The sequence below is a fragment of the Micromonospora sp. CNZ322 genome (assembly GCF_007827755.1).
Map to the genome: position 1 here is coordinate 82,316 of NZ_VITD01000004.1, position 18,422 is coordinate 100,737.

The 18,422-nt window shown below is 71.2% G+C and carries 16 protein-coding genes; 10 read left to right on the forward strand and 6 right to left on the reverse strand.

All coding sequences use genetic code 11. The features are described 5' to 3' along the window. Positions 1–9: 9 nt before the first annotated feature. From FB453_RS11700 to FB453_RS11715, 4 genes are all read left to right on the forward strand, one after another. On the forward strand, positions 10–906 hold the full coding sequence (locus tag FB453_RS11700) for a septum formation family protein (RefSeq protein WP_145789803.1): 897 nt from the start codon (positions 10–12) through the stop codon (positions 904–906). A 108-nt stretch (positions 907–1,014) separates the two neighbouring features. Further along, positions 1,015–2,709, forward strand: coding sequence for an L-aspartate oxidase (locus tag FB453_RS11705; RefSeq protein WP_145789805.1), 1,695 nt, complete (start codon positions 1,015–1,017; stop codon positions 2,707–2,709). Then, positions 2,706–3,602, forward strand: coding sequence for a carboxylating nicotinate-nucleotide diphosphorylase (nadC, locus tag FB453_RS11710; protein WP_145789807.1), 897 nt, complete (start codon positions 2,706–2,708; stop codon positions 3,600–3,602). The genes FB453_RS11705 and nadC overlap by 4 nt, the downstream gene beginning before the upstream one ends. A 17-nt stretch (positions 3,603–3,619) precedes the next feature. Continuing rightward, a complete protein-coding gene (locus tag FB453_RS11715) occupies positions 3,620–4,378 on the forward strand; it encodes a type III pantothenate kinase (RefSeq protein ID WP_091403191.1) in 759 nt (252 codons plus the stop codon). A 35-nt stretch (positions 4,379–4,413) separates the two neighbouring features. Here FB453_RS11715 and FB453_RS11720 read toward each other — a convergent pair whose 3' ends face one another. After that, positions 4,414–5,154: a class I SAM-dependent methyltransferase gene (locus FB453_RS11720; RefSeq protein ID WP_145789809.1), complete on the reverse strand. Its 741-nt coding sequence runs from the start codon at positions 5,152–5,154 to the stop codon at positions 4,414–4,416. An 87-nt stretch (positions 5,155–5,241) separates the two neighbouring features. On the opposite strand from FB453_RS11720, the gene lysS reads away from it, so the two are divergent. The 3 genes from lysS to FB453_RS11735 all read left to right on the forward strand — a co-directional run bounded on the left by lysS (position 5,242) and on the right by FB453_RS11735 (position 10,289). Further along, positions 5,242–6,750 (forward strand): lysine--tRNA ligase, encoded by a 1,509-nt coding sequence (gene lysS, locus FB453_RS11725; protein WP_112733703.1) that lies wholly within the window; start codon positions 5,242–5,244, stop codon positions 6,748–6,750. Positions 6,751–6,862: 112 nt separating this feature from the next. Then, positions 6,863–7,207: a histone-like nucleoid-structuring protein Lsr2 gene (locus FB453_RS11730; RefSeq protein ID WP_036392792.1), complete on the forward strand. Its 345-nt coding sequence runs from the start codon at positions 6,863–6,865 to the stop codon at positions 7,205–7,207. A gap of 538 nt (positions 7,208–7,745) precedes the next feature. Continuing rightward, positions 7,746–10,289 (forward strand): ATP-dependent Clp protease ATP-binding subunit, encoded by a 2,544-nt coding sequence (locus FB453_RS11735; protein ID WP_030327930.1) that lies wholly within the window; start codon positions 7,746–7,748, stop codon positions 10,287–10,289. A 578-nt stretch (positions 10,290–10,867) separates the two neighbouring features. Here the strand turns inward: FB453_RS11735 and FB453_RS11740 are convergent. Then, positions 10,868–11,779, reverse strand: a complete 912-nt coding sequence (locus FB453_RS11740) for an HhH-GPD family protein (RefSeq protein ID WP_124854981.1) — start codon at positions 11,777–11,779, stop codon at positions 10,868–10,870. 96 nt (positions 11,780–11,875) lie between these two features. Between FB453_RS11740 and FB453_RS11745 the strand changes: the two genes are divergently transcribed. The 3 genes from FB453_RS11745 to FB453_RS11755 all read left to right on the forward strand — a co-directional run bounded on the left by FB453_RS11745 (position 11,876) and on the right by FB453_RS11755 (position 13,780). Further along, positions 11,876–12,388, forward strand: a complete 513-nt coding sequence (locus tag FB453_RS11745; protein ID WP_112588162.1) for a glycine cleavage system transcriptional repressor — start codon at positions 11,876–11,878, stop codon at positions 12,386–12,388. Next, the gene (locus FB453_RS11750) at positions 12,385–12,957 is read left to right on the forward strand and encodes a peptide deformylase (RefSeq protein ID WP_145789812.1); all 573 of its coding nucleotides are present in this window, start codon (positions 12,385–12,387) and stop codon (positions 12,955–12,957) included. The genes FB453_RS11745 and FB453_RS11750 overlap by 4 nt, the downstream gene beginning before the upstream one ends. Before the next feature lie 106 nt (positions 12,958–13,063). Beyond that, positions 13,064–13,780 carry a hypothetical protein gene (locus FB453_RS11755; protein WP_145789814.1) on the forward strand — a complete coding sequence of 239 codons (717 nt, stop codon included), beginning with the start codon at positions 13,064–13,066 and terminating at the stop codon, positions 13,778–13,780. 6 nt (positions 13,781–13,786) lie between these two features. On the opposite strand, the gene disA is transcribed toward FB453_RS11755, so the two are convergent. The 4 genes from disA to FB453_RS11775 form a co-directional block, all read right to left on the reverse strand. Continuing rightward, positions 13,787–14,971: a DNA integrity scanning diadenylate cyclase DisA gene (gene disA / locus FB453_RS11760; RefSeq protein WP_030327921.1), complete on the reverse strand. Its 1,185-nt coding sequence runs from the start codon at positions 14,969–14,971 to the stop codon at positions 13,787–13,789. A 131-nt stretch (positions 14,972–15,102) separates the two neighbouring features. Further along, positions 15,103–16,560 (reverse strand): DNA repair protein RadA, encoded by a 1,458-nt coding sequence (gene radA, locus FB453_RS11765; protein ID WP_091403173.1) that lies wholly within the window; start codon positions 16,558–16,560, stop codon positions 15,103–15,105. A gap of 85 nt (positions 16,561–16,645) precedes the next feature. After that, positions 16,646–17,425 (reverse strand): hypothetical protein, encoded by a 780-nt coding sequence (locus tag FB453_RS11770; RefSeq protein ID WP_112588159.1) that lies wholly within the window; start codon positions 17,423–17,425, stop codon positions 16,646–16,648. 140 nt (positions 17,426–17,565) lie between these two features. Further along, complete coding sequence (locus tag FB453_RS11775; RefSeq protein WP_225855232.1) at positions 17,566–18,405, reverse strand: UbiA family prenyltransferase; 840 nt, start codon at positions 18,403–18,405, stop codon at positions 17,566–17,568. Between the last annotated feature and the right edge of the window lie 17 nt (positions 18,406–18,422).

An 18,422-nucleotide genomic window follows, 5' to 3' on the forward strand; every position in this document is an offset into this window, starting at 1 on the left:
GAGGCCGCGATGAGCCGTGCCATGACGACCCTGTTCGCCGCTGCCGTGACGGCAGTGCTGCTGGTGGGCTGTGCCGGGTCCGGCGGCCTGGACGGTGATCTGACCGACGACTGGGCGGCGTTGCCGGCGCCGTCGGCGTTCACCCCGGCCGCCGGTGTGTGTCACGCCGCCGACTTCACCGATCTGGTCAGCCTGGCCAGCTATGAGCCGGTGGACTGCGCCGGGCCGCACCGCCTGGAGACCGTGCACGTCGGGGCCTTTCCGGCCGAGCGGACGGCCGCTCCGGCGGGTGGTTCGGCCGAGCTGCGTGGCGCGTTCGCCGAATGCGACACCCGGGCGACCGGCTACGTGGGTGACGACTGGCGGTCCGGCCGGCTGCGGCTGTCCGTGGCGCTGCCCAACGGGCCGGGGTGGGCGGCGGGTTCCCGGTGGTTCCGCTGCGACCTTACCGAGCTGACCACTGTCGAGGCGGCGGCCACAGTGGTGGTCCGGTCGGGCAGTCTGCGGGACGCGTTGAAAAGGCCCACCGGGCTGCGCCTCGGTTGCCAGCAGACTCGCGGTGGCGTTGGCCGGGGTGTGCAGACGCTGACCCCGGTGGAGTGCGGCAAACAGCACGACGCCGAGTTCGTCGGGGTGTGGCGCGCACCGGACCTGGCGTACCCGACCCGGGACGCCGACTGGCTGCCGCTCTACACAGGTTGTCGCAGCGTCCTGGCCCGGTACGCGGGCGTACCGGACGATGCCAAGCTGCGCTTCCGCAGCGGTGTGGTGGTCCGTCCGCCGGGGGCGGGGCGCTGGAAGGTCGGTGATCGGGGCGTCCGCTGCTATCTGTGGCTCAGCGACCGTACGGTGACCGCCTCGCTGAAGGGCGCGGGCCAGGCTGGTCTACCGGTCCGGACGAAGTGACCACGGCCCGACGGTCGACGCGTCGCGGCGCGCGCCGGACGGGGTCGCCCAAAACACTCGTCGCGCCCCCGCCGCCCCGGGCGAGGACGGTTCGGGTTGACTGGGGGGATGGACCTCCCGACCGTCGACCTGCCTACCCTGCCCGCGCTGCTGGCCGCGCCCGCGCCCGGCTGGGTGGAGACCACCGACGTGATCGTCGTGGGTTCCGGCGTGGCCGGGTTGACCGCGGCGCTGCACCTGCGTGAGGCCGGTCTGCACGTCACGGTGGTCACCAAGGTCAACATTGACGACGGATCGACCCGGTGGGCGCAGGGCGGAATCGCCGCCGTGCTCGACCCGGCCGACACCCCGGCGGCGCATGCCCGGGACACCGAGGTCGCCGGGGTCGGGCTGTGCGACCCGGCGGCGGTCCGGGTGCTGGTCGAGGAGGGCCCGACCCGGCTCCGTGAGCTGATCCGGATCGGCGCCGAGTTCGATCGTCACCCGGACGGCTCGCTGATGCTGACCCGCGAGGGCGGGCACCGGGCGGACCGGATCGTGCACGCTGGCGGCGACGCCACCGGCGCGGAGGTGCAGCGGGCCCTGCACGCCGCGGTGCAGCGCGACCCGTGGATCCGGCTGGTCGAGCATGCCCTCGTGCTGGATCTCCTGCGCGCGCCCGGCGACGGCCCGGACGGGCTCGGGGCGGCTTGCGGGATCACCCTGCACGTGTTGGGTGAGGGCAGCGAGGACGGCGTCGGCGCGCTGCTGGCCCGTGCCGTGGTGCTCGCCACCGGCGGCATGGGGCAGATCTTCTCGGCCACCACCAACCCGGCGGTCTCCACCGGGGACGGGGTGGCGTTGGCGCTGCGGGCCGGGGCGGCGGTGACCGACGTGGAGTTCGTCCAGTTCCACCCGACCGCCCTGATCACCCCGGTCGGCGCGGGGGTGCCCGGGGCGGGGCACGCGCAGCAGCCGCTGGTCTCGGAGGCGTTGCGCGGCGAGGGCGCGTACCTGGTGGACGCGGACGGCAAGAGGTTCATGGTGGGCCAGCACGAGTTGGCCGAGCTGGCACCCCGGGACGTGGTGGCCAAGGGCATCCACCGGGTGCTGCTGGCCACCGGCGCGGACCACGTCTTCCTCGACGCACGGCACCTGGGCGGCGACTTCCTGGCCGGTCGGTTCCCCACCATCGTGGCGTCCTGTCTGGCGATCGGCGTGGACCCGGCGACCGATCTGATCCCGGTGGCGCCGGCCGCCCACTACGCCTCCGGCGGGGTCCGCACCGATCTGCGCGGCCGCACCTCCATCCCCGGCCTGTACGCCTGCGGCGAGGTGGCCTGCACGGGTGTGCACGGCGCGAACCGGCTGGCCAGCAACTCGCTGCTGGAGGGTCTGGTCTTCTCCCGGCGGATCGCCGAGGACATCGCGGCCGGCCTGCCCGAGCAGGCCCAGCCGGCGGAGACCGGCGCCTGGCGTGGCGGGACGGGCTGGGTGCTGCCCGCGGAGGTGACGCCGACCCTGCAACGGGCGATGACCCGGGGGGCCGGGGTGCTCCGATCCGCGGCGACGCTGGCCGGGACGGCCGGGACGTTGACCGAGCTGGGCGTTGCCCGGGGCCGGCCGCGGACCGCCGACTGGGAGGCGACGAACCTGCTCACCGTGGCGTCGACGCTGGTTGCCGCCGCGTACGCCCGTGGTGAGACCCGGGGCTGCCACTGGCGGGAGGACTTCCCGACGGCCGACGAACGGTGGCTGGGCCATCTGGTCGGGGCCGTCGGGGCGCAGGGCCGGGTGACGCAACAGTGGGAGGGAAACTCGTGATCGAGTCGACGGAGACGGCGTTGCGGGCGGCTGGGTTGGAGCCGGCGCACGTACGGCAGGTGATCGAGGGCGCGCTGGTCGAGGATCTCGGCCCGGATTTCCTGGACGTCACAAGCGTGGCCACCATTCCGGCGGAACAGACCGACACCGCCGACCTGGTGGCCCGTGCGGACGGGGTGTTGGCCGGGATGGCGGTGGCCGCCGCCGTGTTCGAGCTGGTGGGCGAGGTGACTGGCTTCGGTCGTACCGTCGAGGTGTCGGTGCTGGCCCGCGACGGCGAGCGGGTGGCCCGCGGCGACGTGCTGGCGACGGTGACCGGCCCGACCCGGCTGCTGCTGACGGCCGAGCGGACGGCACTCAACCTGCTCTGCCGGATGTCCGGGGTTGCCACCCACACCCGCGCCTGGGCGGACGCGCTGGCCGGCTCGAAGGCGATGGTGCTGGACACCCGCAAGACGACGCCGGGCCTGCGGGCGCTGGAGAAGTACGCGGTGCGGGTCGGCGGCGGCACCAACAAGCGGATGGGCCTCTACGACGTGGCCATGATCAAGGACAACCACAAGCTGGCGGCCGGGAGCATCACTGCGGCCTATCGGCGGGTCCGGGAGGCGTTCCCGGAGGTGCCGGTGCAGGTCGAGGTGACAGGAGTCGACGAGGCGGTGGAGGCGGTGGAGGCCGGGGCGGACTTCCTGCTCTGCGACAACATGTCGCCGGAGGTGCTGGCCGAGGCGGTGGCCGCGGTGGGTGACCGGGCGGAGCTGGAGGCGACCGGCGGGCTGACCCTTGAGGTGGCCGGCCGGTACGCGGCCACCGGCGTGGACTTCCTCTCGGTGGGCGCGCTGACGCACTCGTCGCCGATCCTGGACATCGCGCTGGACCTGCGCACGGAGTAGTTGTCTAGGCTGCGTGCGTGCTGCTCTGCATCGACATCGGAAACACCAACACCGTGCTGGCGACCTTCGACGGCGACAAGCTGGTGCACTCCTGGCGGATCAAGACCGATGCCCGCTCGACGGCGGACGAGCTGGGCCTGATGTTCCGGGGTCTGCTCGCCGGGGACAACGTCGAGATCACCGGTGTGGCCGCCTGCTCCACGGTGCCGGCCGCGCTGCGGTCGCTGCGCACCATGCTCAGTCGTTACTACGCCGACCTGCCGAGCGTCGTGGTCGAGCCGGGCGTGCGGACCGGGGTGCAGTTGGCGATCGACAACCCGAAGGAGGTCGGCGCCGACCGGGTGGTGAACACCCTGGCCGCGTACACCCTCTACGGCGGTCCGTCGATCGTCGTGGACTTCGGCACCACCACCAACTTCGACGTGATCAGCGAGCGCGGTGAGTTCCTCGGCGGCGCGTTCGCCCCGGGCATCGAGATCTCCTTCGACGCGCTGGCCGCCCGGGCCGCGCAGCTACGCAAGGTCGAGGCCACCAAGCCCCGCTCGGTGATCGGCAAGAACACCGTGGAGTGCCTCCAGGCCGGCCTGTACTTCGGCTTCGCCGGGCAGGTGGACCGGATCGTCGAGCGGATGACCGAGGAGTTGGGCGAGGTGCGGGCGGTGATCGCCACCGGCGGCCTCGCCTCCCTGGTGATCAACGAGTGCCGCAGCATCACCCACCACGAGCCGATGATCACGCTGATCGGCCTGCGGATGGTCTACGACCGCAACCTGTGACCCGGCCGCCGTCGGGCGCCGGCCCCGTGCGGGCGTCAGCGCCGCCGGGCGCGCAGCACCAGCGTTCGGTACGGCAGCTCGATGGTGTCCCGACCAGTCAGGGCGGGGTGGGTGTTCAGGAGTTCGGTCAGTTCCCGCTCGACCCGCCGCTGATCGTCGGTGGAGGCGGTGAGCCAGTACGAGCGGGTGCGGACCATGCCGAGCAGCTCGTCCGGCGTGAGGGTGGTGCGGTGCGTGAACTCGCGCTTCTCGACGGCGTCGAACGCGGGGCCGAAGTCGGGGCGTTCGCCGAAGACCTGGCTGGTCGACTTGTCACCGAAGTGGGCGATGCGACCCAGCTCGGCCACCCAGTCGACGCTGCCGTCCCGGATGTTCCAGATGGGGGCGAAGGTGCCGCCGGGGCGGAGCACCCGGGCGATCTCGCTGTGCGCGGGCCCCCGGTCGAACCAGTGGTACGCCGTCCCGACCAGCACCGCGTCCACCGCCGAGCCGGGCAGCGGCATGGACTCGGCGCTGCCCGCCAGTGCCGTCGTGTCCGGGGTGCTGGCGGCGAGTTGCACACGCATCCCCGGATCGGGCTCGACCGGTACGACCTCGTGGCCCAGAGCCAGTACGGCACGGGTCAGGATGCCGGTACCCGCCGCGAGATCGACCACCCGGGCTTCGCTCAGCCCGTCGAGTGCCCAGAGGACCGCAGCCTCGGGATAACGTGGTCGAAACCGGTCGTAATCACTCGCGGCGGCACCGAAAGACAGGGCGTGAGTGTGATCGACCATGACGGGCAGGTTATCCCGTAACGCCCTCCGGACCGCTTGAGTACGCTCGGGCCTGACCCCTGTATCTCCGTGACGAGGAAGCGTGCCGTGACCGAGCAGAACCCCGTGCCAGTGGACCCCGCCGATGACCTTCCCGAGCAGATGAAGGTCCGCCGGGAGAAGCGGGACCGGATGCTCGCCGAGGGCGTCGAGCCCTACCCGGTCGGCTTTCCCCGCACCACCACCCTGGCGCAGGTCCGGGCGGCCTACGCCGACCTGCCCACCGACACCGCGACCGGCGACCAGGTCGCGGTCACCGGCCGGGTGATCTTCGTACGCAACACGGGCAAGCTCTGCTTCGCGACCCTGCGGGACGGCGACGGCACCGAGTTGCAGGCGATGCTCTCCCTGGACCGGGTCGGGCCGGAGCGGCTGGAGGCGTGGAAGCGCCTCGTCGACCTCGGCGACCACGTCGGCGTCACCGGTGAGGTGATCACCAGCCGTCGGGGTGAGCTGTCGGTGCTGGCCCAGCAATGGGAGATGACGGCCAAGGCGCTGCGACCGTTGCCGGTGGCCCACAAGCCCCTCTCCGAGGAGGCGCGCGTCCGGCAGCGTTACGTCGACCTGATTGTCCGGCCACAGGCACGGGAGATGGTGCGCACGCGGGCCGCCGCGGTACGCAGTCTGCGGGATTCACTGCACGGGCAGGGCTTCATCGAGGTGGAAACGCCGATGTTGCAACTGCTGCATGGCGGCGCGGCGGCTCGACCGTTCGTGACCCACAGCAATGCGTTGAACACCGATCTGTATCTGCGAATCGCTCCGGAACTGTTTCTCAAGCGCGCTGTGGTCGGCGGCGTCGACCGCGTCTTCGAGATCAACCGCAACTTCCGTAATGAGGGTGTCGACTCTTCGCACTCGCCGGAGTTCGCGATGCTGGAGACGTACCAGGCGTACGGCGACTACGACACGATGGCCGAGTTGACCCGCAATCTCGTGCAACAGGCGGCGATCGCGGTGAGCGGCTCGCCGGTGGTGACCCACGCCGACGGGCGCGAGTTCGACCTGGGCGGCGAGTGGCGGTCCGTGACGTTGTTCGGTGTGCTTTCCGAAGCGCTGGGCGAGGAGGTCACGGTCCGCACCGAACGCACCCGCCTGGTGGAGTACGCGGACAAGGTCGGATTGGCAGTGGACCCGAAGTGGGGCCCGGGCAAGCTGGCCGAGGAGTTGTTCGAGGAACTGGTCGTTCCCGGCCTGGAGGCACCCACCTTCGTACGGGACTACCCGGAGGAGACCAGCCCGCTCACCCGGGCCCACCGCAGCGAGCCGGGGCTGGCCGAGAAGTGGGACCTCTACGTGCTCGGCTTCGAGCTGGGCACGGCGTACTCCGAGCTGGTCGACCCGATCGTGCAGCGGGAACGGCTGGTCGCCCAGGCGCAGTTGGCCGCGCGTGGCGACGACGAGGCGATGCGTCTCGACGAGGACTTTCTTCGGGCGATGGAGTATGGAATGCCGCCGGCCGGCGGTATGGGAATGGGAATCGATCGGCTCTTGATGGCCCTGACCGGCCTCGGAATTCGGGAAACGATCCTCTTCCCGTTGGTCCGCCAGGAGTAGTCCCCTCCGGGCGTACGCCGAGCCGTAACCGGATCCTATTGACGCGACGAGCGGCGCGCGGGTTATTGTGCTCTCGTTAGCAGGAGCACCCTGCTCGAAAGGAATGTGGGACGTGGCCAAGCAGATCATTCACAAGCTGGTCGATGACCTGGACGGCGGGGACGCGGACGAGACCGTCAAGTTCGCCCTCGACGGCGTTCAGTACGAGATCGACCTGTCGAGCGCCAACGCCGCGAAATTGCGCGATGCATTTGCGTCGTACGTGGGTGCCGGCACCAAGGTCGGCCGGGGCGGTGTCGTGATCGGTGGGCGGGCTGCCCGCGGTCGAGGTGGCGCGACCGCCGATCGGGAACAGAACAAGGCGATCCGGGAGTGGGCCAAGAAGGCCGGCAAGGACATCTCGGACCGGGGTCGAATCCCGCAGGAGATCGTGGACGAGTTCCACGCGAAGCGCTGATCCGTCAGCAGCTTGGTGGCCAGCCGTCACCGCAGGCGACACCGACGCCGGGCCGGAGGAGTTCTCCGGGCCGGCGTCGCCGTATCCGGGAGGCCTCGCCGTGCCCCGTTCGGGCGGCGTCGTCGTGCCCGTTCGGGGCCGGGAAGCATTCCGGGCCCACCGGCGTTGTCCACAACCAGTGGAACAGCTATCCACAGCCTGTGGACAACCTCCCCCAGGGCCCGGGCGCGGCACTCGTCGCGACCGCCGGTCCGCCCTCCAGGGCTCCCGGAGCGCTTCCGGACCCCCGGATGGGGCTTCCGTCGAGCCAGTCGGATTTCGCTCTGCGCGTAGCGACAGGGCTACCGGAACACCTCCTGAGCGCGGACGGTTGTTCAAAACGACGTGCAACCGACCCAGAGCAGAGACACACGACCTCAGCTGAGTCGGTCAGCGACGATAGAGTAAGGAGGCACGGACGCCCGTCCTGGACGTTCGTGCACCGGCCCCGCCAAGATCTTGACCATCAAGGCGCACGGCACGTGAGGAGCACGAGGGCATGTTCGAGCGGTTCACCGACCGAGCGCGACGGGTTGTCGTCCTGGCCCAAGAAGAGGCCCGGATGCTCAACCACAACTACATCGGTACGGAACACATCCTGCTGGGCCTGATCCACGAAGGTGAAGGCGTCGCGGCAAAGGCCCTGGAGAGCCTCGGCATCTCCCTGGAGGGCGTCCGTCAGCAGGTCGAGGAGATCATCGGCCAGGGCCAGCAGGCGCCGAGCGGGCACATCCCGTTCACGCCGCGGGCCAAGAAGGTGCTGGAGCTGTCGCTGCGCGAGGCGCTGCAGCTCGGCCACAACTACATCGGCACTGAGCACATCCTGCTCGGGCTGATCCGTGAGGGCGAGGGCGTCGCCGCCCAGGTGCTGGTCAAGCTCGGCGCCGACCTCAACCGGGTCCGCCAGCAGGTGATCCAGCTGCTCTCCGGCTACCAGGGCAAGGAGCCTGCTGCGGCGGGCGCCGCGCCGGGTGAGGCCGCGCCGTCGACCAGCCTGGTGCTGGACCAGTTCGGCCGCAACCTGACTCAGGCCGCCCGCGAGGGCAAGCTCGACCCGGTCATCGGGCGCGAGAAGGAAATCGAGCGGGTCATGCAGGTGCTCTCCCGCCGTACCAAGAACAACCCGGTCCTGATCGGTGAGCCCGGCGTCGGCAAGACCGCCGTGGTGGAGGGCCTGTCCCAGAAGATCATCAAGGGCGAGGTGCCCGAGACCCTCAAGGACAAGCAGCTCTACACGCTCGACCTGGGCGCGCTCGTCGCCGGTTCCCGCTACCGCGGTGACTTCGAGGAGCGCCTCAAGAAGGTGCTCAAGGAGATCCGCACCCGCGGCGACATCATCCTGTTCATCGACGAGATCCACACCCTGGTGGGTGCGGGTGCCGCCGAGGGCGCGATCGACGCCGCGAGCATCCTCAAGCCGATGCTGGCCCGTGGTGAGCTGCAGACCATCGGTGCCACCACGCTCGACGAGTACCGCAAGCACCTGGAGAAGGACGCCGCTCTCGAGCGCCGCTTCCAGCCGATCCAGGTGGGTGAGCCGTCGCTGGCCCACACCATCGAGATCCTCAAGGGCCTGCGGGACCGCTACGAGGCTCACCACCGCGTGAGCATCACCGACGCTGCTCTCGTGGCTGCCGCGACCCTGGCCGACCGGTACATCTCCGACCGCTTCCTCCCGGACAAGGCGATCGACCTGATCGACGAGGCCGGTGCCCGGATGCGGATCCGTCGGATGACCGCGCCGCCAGACCTGCGTGACTTCGACGAGCGCATCGCCCAGGTGCGTCGCGACAAGGAGTCGGCGATCGACGCGCAGGACTTCGAGCGCGCCGCCCAGCTGCGCGACAAGGAGAAGCAGCTCCTCGGCCAGAAGGCTCAGCGGGAGAAGGAGTGGAAGGCCGGTGACCTGGACGTCGTCAGCGAGGTTGACGACGAGCAGATCGCCGAGGTGCTCGGCAACTGGACCGGCATCCCGGTCTACAAGCTGACCGAGGAGGAGACCTCGCGCCTGCTGCGCATGGAGGACGAGCTGCACAAGCGCGTCATCGGCCAGGAGGACGCGGTCAAGGCGGTCTCGAAGGCGATCCGGCGTACCCGGGCCGGCCTGAAGGACCCGAAGCGCCCGTCGGGCTCGTTCATCTTCGCCGGCCCGTCCGGTGTCGGTAAGACCGAGCTGTCCAAGGCGCTCGCCGAGTTCCTCTTCGGCAGCGAGGACGCCCTCATCCAGCTGGACATGTCCGAGTTCCACGACCGTTACACGGTCTCCCGGCTCGTGGGTGCCCCTCCCGGCTACGTCGGCTACGACGAGGGCGGGCAGCTGACCGAGAAGGTGCGGCGTCGGCCGTTCTCGGTGGTCCTCTTCGACGAGATCGAGAAGGCCCACCCGGACGTGTTCAACACGCTCCTGCAGATCCTCGAAGACGGTCGGCTCACCGACGGTCAGGGTCGGATCGTGGACTTCAAGAACACGGTCATCATCCTGACCACCAACCTGGGCACCCGTGATGTCGCCAAGGCGGTGTCGCTGGGCTTCCAGCAGTCGGAGGACTCCGAGTCCAACTACGACCGGATGAAGCAGAAGGTCAACGACGAGCTCAAGCAGCACTTCCGGCCTGAGTTCCTCAACCGGATCGACGACACCATCGTCTTCCACCAGCTGCGCCAGACCGAGATCCTCTCGATCGTGGACATCATGATCCAGCGGATCGAGGGCCAGCTGCGGAACAAGGACATGGGTCTGGAGCTGACCGACAACGCCAAGAAGTACCTGGCCGCGAAGGGCTTCGACCCGGTGCTCGGTGCCCGTCCGCTTCGTCGCACGATCCAGCGCGACATCGAGGACAACCTCTCCGAGCGGATCCTGTTCAACGAGCTGACCCCGGGTCAGATCGTCGTGGTGGACTGCGAGGGCGACCCGGACGACATCGACAAGTCCAAGCTCGTATTCCGGGGCTCGGACAAGCCGGTCGAAGTTCCGGACGCCGTCCCGGCCGATCTCGGTGGCACTGCCGCTGGCACCGCCGCCGCAGGCGTGGACGAGTAACAGAACCAGCAAGGGGCGGGGCCCCGGTGGCGCAAGCCACCGGGGCCCCGCCTTTCTGCGTCCCCCTCACATCACCCCGCCGCCGCCCCGGCTCGTGCCCTCCCGGCCAGCCCCTGCGTCGCACTTGCCCGACGCACCCCACCCGCATGCGGGCGCTCTCACGCTGCGTGCGCGGCAAGATCCCCACAACATCAGGGAAAGTGCTGCCTCGCGGCGTCCGGAGACAGCACTTTCCCTGATGTTGTGGGGCAGGGTGGTGAGCTTGCCGGCGGCCTCGCTCCCCGTGGAGGCCTCGGCCGCAAATCGCGCAACATCTTGGATGTAGTGGCATCCGGCCCGCCCGACACCACTACATCCAGGATCGAGCACGATCTTGAGGTGGAAAGCGCCGATTGCCGGCCTTCGCGCGCCGCGTTCGGGCGTTCGGCGTGGGGCCGGTGCGCGGCGCGCAGACGTGCGGCGGCGGCGCAGGCGTGCGGCGGCGGCGCGGGCGTGCGGGCGTGCGGAGGGCGCGCGGACGTAGCAGCGTGCGGGCGTGCGGATGCCGGCCTGTGGGGCCGGCGCAACGGGTGGGCGGGTCAGGTGGTGAGGTCCGCGGTTGGGAGGGACGGGCCGTCACCGACCAGGCGGAAGGAGTCGGTGCCGGCGGGTTCGACCAGCCCGTCCTGCACCAGCCCGGCAAGGGCGCGGGCGCGTTGCACGTCGTCGGTCCAGACCTGGTCCAAGCGCTGGTGCGGGACCGGCCCGGTGCTGTCCCGGAGCACTCCGAGCAACAGACCGCGGACCTGTCGGTCGGTGCCCGCGTACCGCTGGGGTCGGCGGGTCGGCCCGGCCGGCGCCTCCTGGCCGGACGCACGCCAGGCGCAGACGGACTCGACGGGGCAGGCGGTGCAGCGCGGTGACCGGGCTGTGCAGATCACCGCGCCGAGTTCCATGAACGCTGCGCTGGCCAGTGCCGCTGCGGCCGGTTCGGTCGGAAGCAGTTCTTCGGTGGCGACGAGGTCCGCTGGTCGGGTGACGGGCCCGGCGTCCGGTTCGCCGGCCACCGCCCGGCACACGACCCGGCGTACGTTGGTGTCGACGACCGGGTGCCGCTGCCCGTAGGCGAAGGCGGCCACCGCCCGGGCGGTGTACGTGCCGACGCCGGGCAGTGCGAGCAGCTGCTCCAGCCGGTCCGGCACCTGGCCGCCGTGCCGGTCGACGATCGCGACCGCGCATTCGCGTAGCCGGACCGCCCGACGGGGGTAGCCGAGGCGTCCCCACATCCGGATCGCCTCGGCTGGGGTGTCCGCCGCCAACGCGGCCGGCTCCGGCCAGCGGGCCAGCCACGCCTGCCAGGCCGGCACCACCCGGACCACTGGTGTCTGCTGGAGCATGACCTCGCTGACCAGGATCGCCCACGGGGTGACGCCGGGCTCGCGCCACGGCAGGTCACGGGCGTGCTGCTGGAACCACCGGCTGACCAGGGAGGCGAAGTCGGGTTGAGTCATGGCGTCGTCGATGATGTCACGCCCGGCGTTCCCGTTGGGTGGGCGGCTCGGGCGGGGTGCCACGTCCTCGTTCGGCGGACGGGGGAGAATGCGCGGATGAACGAGCTCGCGATCACCGTCATCGGTCGGGACCGGCCGGGCATCGTGGCCGACGTCGCGGAGGTGCTGGCCCGACTGGGCGCGAACCTCACCGACAGCACGATGACGCGGCTGCGGGGGCATTTCGCGATGACCCTCATCTGCACCGGCCCGGCGGCCGCCGAGGTCGAGGCCGCGCTGGCGTCGCTGGCCGCCGAGGGTCAGCTGCTGGCGACGGTACGCGCCGTCACCCCGGACGGCGATGTGCCTCCGGTGGGTGAGCCGTACGTGATGGCGGTGCACGGTTCGGACCGGATGGGGATCGTCGCGGCGATGACGCGGGTGCTGGTGGATGCCGGGGGAAATGTCACCGACCTGAGTACCCGGTTGACCGGTGCCCTCTACGTGGTCCTGGCGGAGGTCGAGTTGCCGGCCGGTGTGGCTGACGCTGTGCTCGACCGGCTGCACCGGACGGCTGCCGAGCTGGGCGTGGAGGTCACCCTCCGGCCAGCGGATCCGGACCTGTTGTGACCGGCGGGGAGCGCGGGCCGGAGGTCGGCCTGGGGGACTGGACACCGGAGTCGCTGGACGTGCCGGGCGAGGTACGGGCGGTGGTGTCCGCCCCGCATCCGGTGCTGAGTCGGGCCGCGGAGGAGGTCGACCCCAGGGCGAAGGAGACGGTCCAACTCGCGGCCGACCTGATAGCCACTATGAAGGTGTCACCGGGCTGCGTCGGGCTGGCCGCGCCGCAGGTCGGGGTGGGTGCGCGAGTGTTCGCCGTCGACGTGACCGGGCACCCGAAGGCGGTGACGGTTCACGGCACCTTCGTGTTGTGCAACGCGCGCGTGGTCGAGGCGACGCGGTGGAAGCCGGGCCGGGAAGGCTGCATGTCGGTGCCGGACCTGACCGGGGACGTGAAGCGGGCCAGCCGGCTGGTGGTGGAGGGTGACCTGCCGGGCAGCGGCGAGCCGGTCCGGCTGGTGACCGACGGCTTCGAGGCTCGGGCGTTGCAGCACGAGATCGACCACTGCGCGGGGCTACTCTTCCTGGACCGGGTGGCCGGCGCGCACGCGGTCTATCAGCGCAAGGTCTACCTGTGACCGGGTGCCGGACCGTCCTCATTGGAGGGTGGTGTGAGCGCCCCGGAGTGGCTCCGGCGCGTCGCGCCGCACTGCCGGGTACGGCGCGGCTACGGTGGAGGGCATCATGCGTCTGACGGTCGGCCCCCTGCCACCCGCCGTGTACTGGCGGCGTCGCGCCGTCGTACTCGGAGCGGGGTTCCTGTTCCTGATTGTCCTGCTCTACTCCTGCACCGGTTCGGGTCGTTCCGGCGACAAGGAGCCGAAGGCGGGCGGTTCGCCGTCGGCGACGTCCGCCGCGACGTCTGGTCCCGCCGGGCCGGTGCTGACACCGCAGACCGGCGGTCCGTCGTCGTCCGCGTCCGCTGATTCGGGTGCGACGAGCCCGAGTCCGGCGATCACCAGCAACACACCGCCGCTGGGCGCGGCGGCCGGTTCGGAGGACGACGGCACCTGCACCGATGAGGAGATCAGCGTGGTCTCGTCGGCGAGCCCGACCTCGGTGCAGCGGGGCGCCGTGGTCCAGCTGCAATTGAAGATCAAGAACACGTCGGATCGGACCTGCAGTCGCAACGTGGGTGCGGACGTCCAGGAGATCTTCATCAAGTCCGGTGCTGAGAAGGTCTGGTCGTCGGACACCTGCGGCAAGGTCCAGGGCTCGGACGTCGTGTCCTTCACGCCGAACATCGAGCGCTCCTACCAGGTGCCGTGGAACGGGCGGGACACCAGCCGCTGCGACGGCGCGTTGGCCGGCGGGCCGTTCCCGCCGGTTGGGTCGTACCAGGTGTTCGCCCGGGTCGGCACGAAGCTCAGCGACCCGGTGAAGCTCACCGTCACCGGCTGAGCCGGGTCAGACGTAGCGTTCCAGGATGGATGCCTCGGCCAGCCGGGACAGCCCCTCACGGACGCCGCGGGCCCGGGCGTCACCGACCCCTTCGACGGCTTGCAGGTCTTCCACTGTCGCGCCGAGCAGACGCTGGAGGCTGCCGAAGTGCAGCACCAGGCGATCGACCACCGCCACCGGCAGCCGGGGCACCTTGGCCAGCAGTCGGAAGCCGCGCGGGCTGACCGCGGCGTCGAGCGCGTCGGACGCGGCCGGGTAGCCGATCGCCTTGGCCACCGACACCAGGTCGATCAGCTCGGTGGCACCGAGCAGATCCAGCTCGACAAGAGCCTCGTCCAGGGTGCGCGACTTGCGGCCGACGGGGAGGTAGTCCCGGATGACCAGCGTGCGGTCGGCGTCCACTCCGGCCATCAGCTCGTCGAGTTGCAGGGCGAGCAGGCGACCGTCGGTGCCCAGCTCCACCACGTAACCGGCGATCTCGTCGGCGATCCGGCGAACCATCTCCAGTCGCTGCACCACTGCCACCGCGTCCCGCACGGTGACCAGATCCTCGATCTCCAGGGCGGAGAGCGTGCCGGAGACCTCGTCCAGCCGGAGCTTGTAGCGCTCCAGGGTGGCGAGCGCCTGGTTGGCGCGGGAGAGGATGGCCGCCGAGTCGTCGAGCACGTGCCGTTGGCCGTTGACGTAGAGGCTGATGATCCGCATGGACTGGCTAACCGAAATGACCGGATAGCCGGTCTGGCGGGCCACCCGCTCGGCGGTGCGGTGCCGGGTGCCGGACTCTTCGGTCGGGATGGACGGGTCGGGCATCAGGTGCACTGCCGCCCGGACGATCCTGGTGCCGTCGCTGGAGAGCACGACAGCGCCGTCCATCTTGCACAGCTCGCGCACGCGGGTCGCGGAGAACTCCACGTCCAGTGGGAAGCCGCCGGTGCAGAGGCCCTCGACCACCTTGTCGTAGCCGAGCACGATGAGCGCGCCCGTGCGACCCCGCAGGATGCGCTCCAGACCGTCGCGCAGGGCGGTGCCCGGGGCCATCAGGGCGAGATTGGCGCGTAGCGGATCTCCGGCGCTCCCGGCGGCTCCCGCAGTCACGCTCACGCTGATCGGGCGGGCGGGCGAGCCCACGGCGCCGGTGCGGGCCTGGGGCGGCGCGCCGGCTGGCTTGGTGGTATCGCGGTCGATCGGCACGGGCACAGTCTACGGACTGCCGTGCGGTGGGTGCTGTCGTGGTTACTGTGATGTGTCACGATGCCGCACTTTCCAACGTTTCCCGCTTGGGACGTGCTGTCCGGTTTGGCCGCCCTCGTCGGCACGGTGGGTCACTCGGCGGACGCGCGGGCAGCATGGTGCAGCGCCGAACGGACGTCGGTGACCTCGGTCACCCGCATCTGCTCGGGGCCCGCGCCGGTGCTGGCCGGGCCGCAGCCGGGCGGCACCAGGGCCACCTTGAACCCCAGTCGGGCGGCCTCGGCCAGCCGGCGCGGCACCGCCCCGACCCGGCGCACCTCGCCGGTCAGCCCCACCTCACCGATCGCCACCAGGTGCGGCGCGATCGCCAGATTGAGCCCGCCGGAGGCGACCGCCAGAGCCACCGCCAGGTCGGCGGCCGGCTCCACCACCCGGATCCCGCCCACGGTGGCGGCGAAGACCTCCCGGTCGTGCAGGGTCAGCCGCTCGGTGCGCCGTTGCAGCACCGCGAGCACCATCGCCAGTCGCGCCGAATCGAGGCCGGAGACGGTGCGTCGGGGAGAACCCGCCACTGTCGCGCCGATCAGCGCCTGCACCTCGGTGACCAGGGCCCGCCGCCCCTCCATGGCCACCGTCACGCAGGTGCCCGGGACCGGTTCCGCGTAGCGGGTCAGGAACAGCCCGGACGGGTCGGCCAGGCTGCTGATGCCGCCCTCGTGCATCTCGAAGCAGCCGACCTCGTCGGCCGCACCGAACCTGTTCTTCACGCCGCGCACCAGGCGCAGCGACGAGTGCTTGTCGCCCTCGAAGTGCAGCACCACATCGACCAGGTGCTCCAGCACCCGAGGCCCGGCCACCTGGCCGTCCTTGGTGACGTGCCCGACCAGCACTGTGGCGATGCCCCGCTCCTTGGCGACCGAGACCAGCGCGGCGGTGACCGCGCGGACCTGGGTCACCCCACCGGGCACCCCCTCGGTGCCGGTGGTCGAGATGGTCTGCACCGAGTCGAGCACCAACAGGCCCGGCTTGACCGCGTCGAGGTGACCGAGCACCGAGGCGAGGTCGCTCTCCGCGGCGAGGTAGAGCTGCTCGTGCAGCGTGCCCATCCGCTCGGCGCGCAGGCGCACCTGACTGACCGATTCTTCGCCGCTGACCACCAGCGAGGGGCTGCCGGCACCGATCGCCCAATGCTGCGCCACATCCAGCAGGAGGGTCGACTTGCCCACGCCGGGCTCGCCGGCGAGCAACACCACGGCACCGGGGACCAGGCCGCCGCCGAGCACCCGGTCGAGCTCGCTTACCCCGGTGGGCACGGCGCGGGCCGGAGCGGCGCTGATGGTGGCGATCGGTCGGGCCGGCTCGGACGGCATCCGGGAGCTGACCACCCGACCGGAGACGGTCGGGCCGGTCACCGTGTGCTCGACCACCGCCCCCCACTCGCCGCACTCCGGGCAGCGCCCCACCCACTTGGGCGGCTGGTGCCCGCAGGCGTCGCACTGGTAGGCCGGACGCGGATCGCGGGCGGCGGACCGACCACGGGCGGCACCGGCCGTGCCGCCACGCGGAGGGGTCGATCGGGAGGTGGTCACATCAGGACGCTAGCCCTCGCGTACGACGAAAACACCCCGGCGTGGTGGTCACCACGCCGGGGCGTTTGTCGATGTGCGGGTCGGGTCACTCGTGGGTCGTGCCGCCCTCGTTGCCCTCGTAGCCACCCTCGCGCTCGATGATCGGCGACGGAGGGGCTGCCGGGGTGAGCGGCACGGCGATCGGCGCCTGCCCGGTGACGGTGTTGCCGTTGCCGAAGTCGAAGGTCACGACGACGTTCTGGCCGGAGCGCAGCGCCTCGGTCAGGCCGATCAGCCGGAGCTGCGTGGTGGCCTCGGAGTTGAACTGGACGTAGCTCAACGGAGCCAGCTCGATCCGGGCCGGCTGGCCGGGAGCGGAGGGGCTGGCCGAACCGGACGCCCGCGCCGACTCCGGGGCGGACGGGGTGGCCGAGGACGATCCGGTCTCGGAGGGCGTCACCGACGGGCTCGGCGAACCGGACGTCGAGTTCGACGGGCTGGCCGAACCGGACGGCGACGGGCTCATGGAGGCGGATTCCGAGGCGGACGGCGACGGGCTCGCCGAGCCGCCGCTGATCACGATCTCGCGGGCGCTCTCCGTGGTGACGGTGACCGTCACCGTCTCCTTCGAGTCGTTGTAGATCACGGCGCTGAGCCCAGCATCCTGGCCGGCCTTGTAGCCCTCGGTGCCCGGGTAGTCCACGAGCAGGCCACGCACGGAGAAGGATCCGTTGTTGGTGGTGAGGCTGACGCCCTGGACCGACGCCTCCTTGGTGGCGGTCTCGGCGATCTGACCGGTGCCGCAGCCGGACGTCAGCAGACTGGCCGCCGCAATCCCGGACAGCAACAGGGCCGCCCGCCGGGATCCCCTGATCGAGCGCGTCACGTCGGTCCTCCTCGTCACAATCCCCACCCGGGCCGTACGCCGGGCACGGTGGCCATACCCGCGCAGACCGCGCTCCAGGGTAGTTGGGACTGATCGAGGCCCGCACGCGGACCCGGCAATGCCACCTGCCCGGGTGGCGTTCACACCACCCGACCGCTCGCCACCAGCAGAACCACGTCGATGAGGGCCACCAGCATCACCGCCCGGAAGGCCGCCACCGGCCGCCGGCCGGCCCGGGTCGCCGAGCGCCCGGCGTACCAGCTCAGCGGCGGCACCACGGCGGCCGTGCCGACCGCCGCCCAGCCGATCGCCGACGGCGGCCCGGGTGGTCCGAGGACCAGCGTCGCGGTCGCCGCGAGAAGGAGACCCGCCGCGGCCACCCGGCTGCCGGCGGCACCCAGCCGGTGGGGCAGGCCGCGCACGCCGGTGCGGGCGTCGTCGGCCAGGTCGGGCAGCACGTTGGCGAAGTGCGCACCGGCACCCAGGCAGGCTGCCGCCGCCACCAGCCAGACCGGCGGGGTCGGCTGACCGGGCAGCGCCAGCACCACGAAGGCGGGCAGCGCGCCGAACGACACGGCGTAGGGCAGCACCGAGAACGCGGTGGCCTTGAGCGGCCAGTCGTAGAGCAGGGCGGAGACCAGGGCGAGCGTCAGCCAGAACGCCGCCACCGGGTTCGTGGTCAGCGCCAGCAGCGGGCAGGCCACCGCGGCCGCCGCGGCGGCCCAGGCCGTGACGCGTCGACCGACCGCGCCACTGGCGACCGGCTTGTCGGTACGCCCCACAGTGGCGTCCCGCTCGGCGTCCAACGCGTCGTTGGTCCAGCCGACGGCGAGCTGGCTGGCCAGCACGGCGAGCACCACCGAGACGATTCCGGCCGGCCGGTGGCCCACTCCCCAGGCCAGCAGACCGGCCACCGTGGTCACCGCCGCGGCCGGTTCCGGATGGCTTGCTCTGACCAGCCCTAACACCCTCGACGACATAAGGGAAGTCTGGTCGT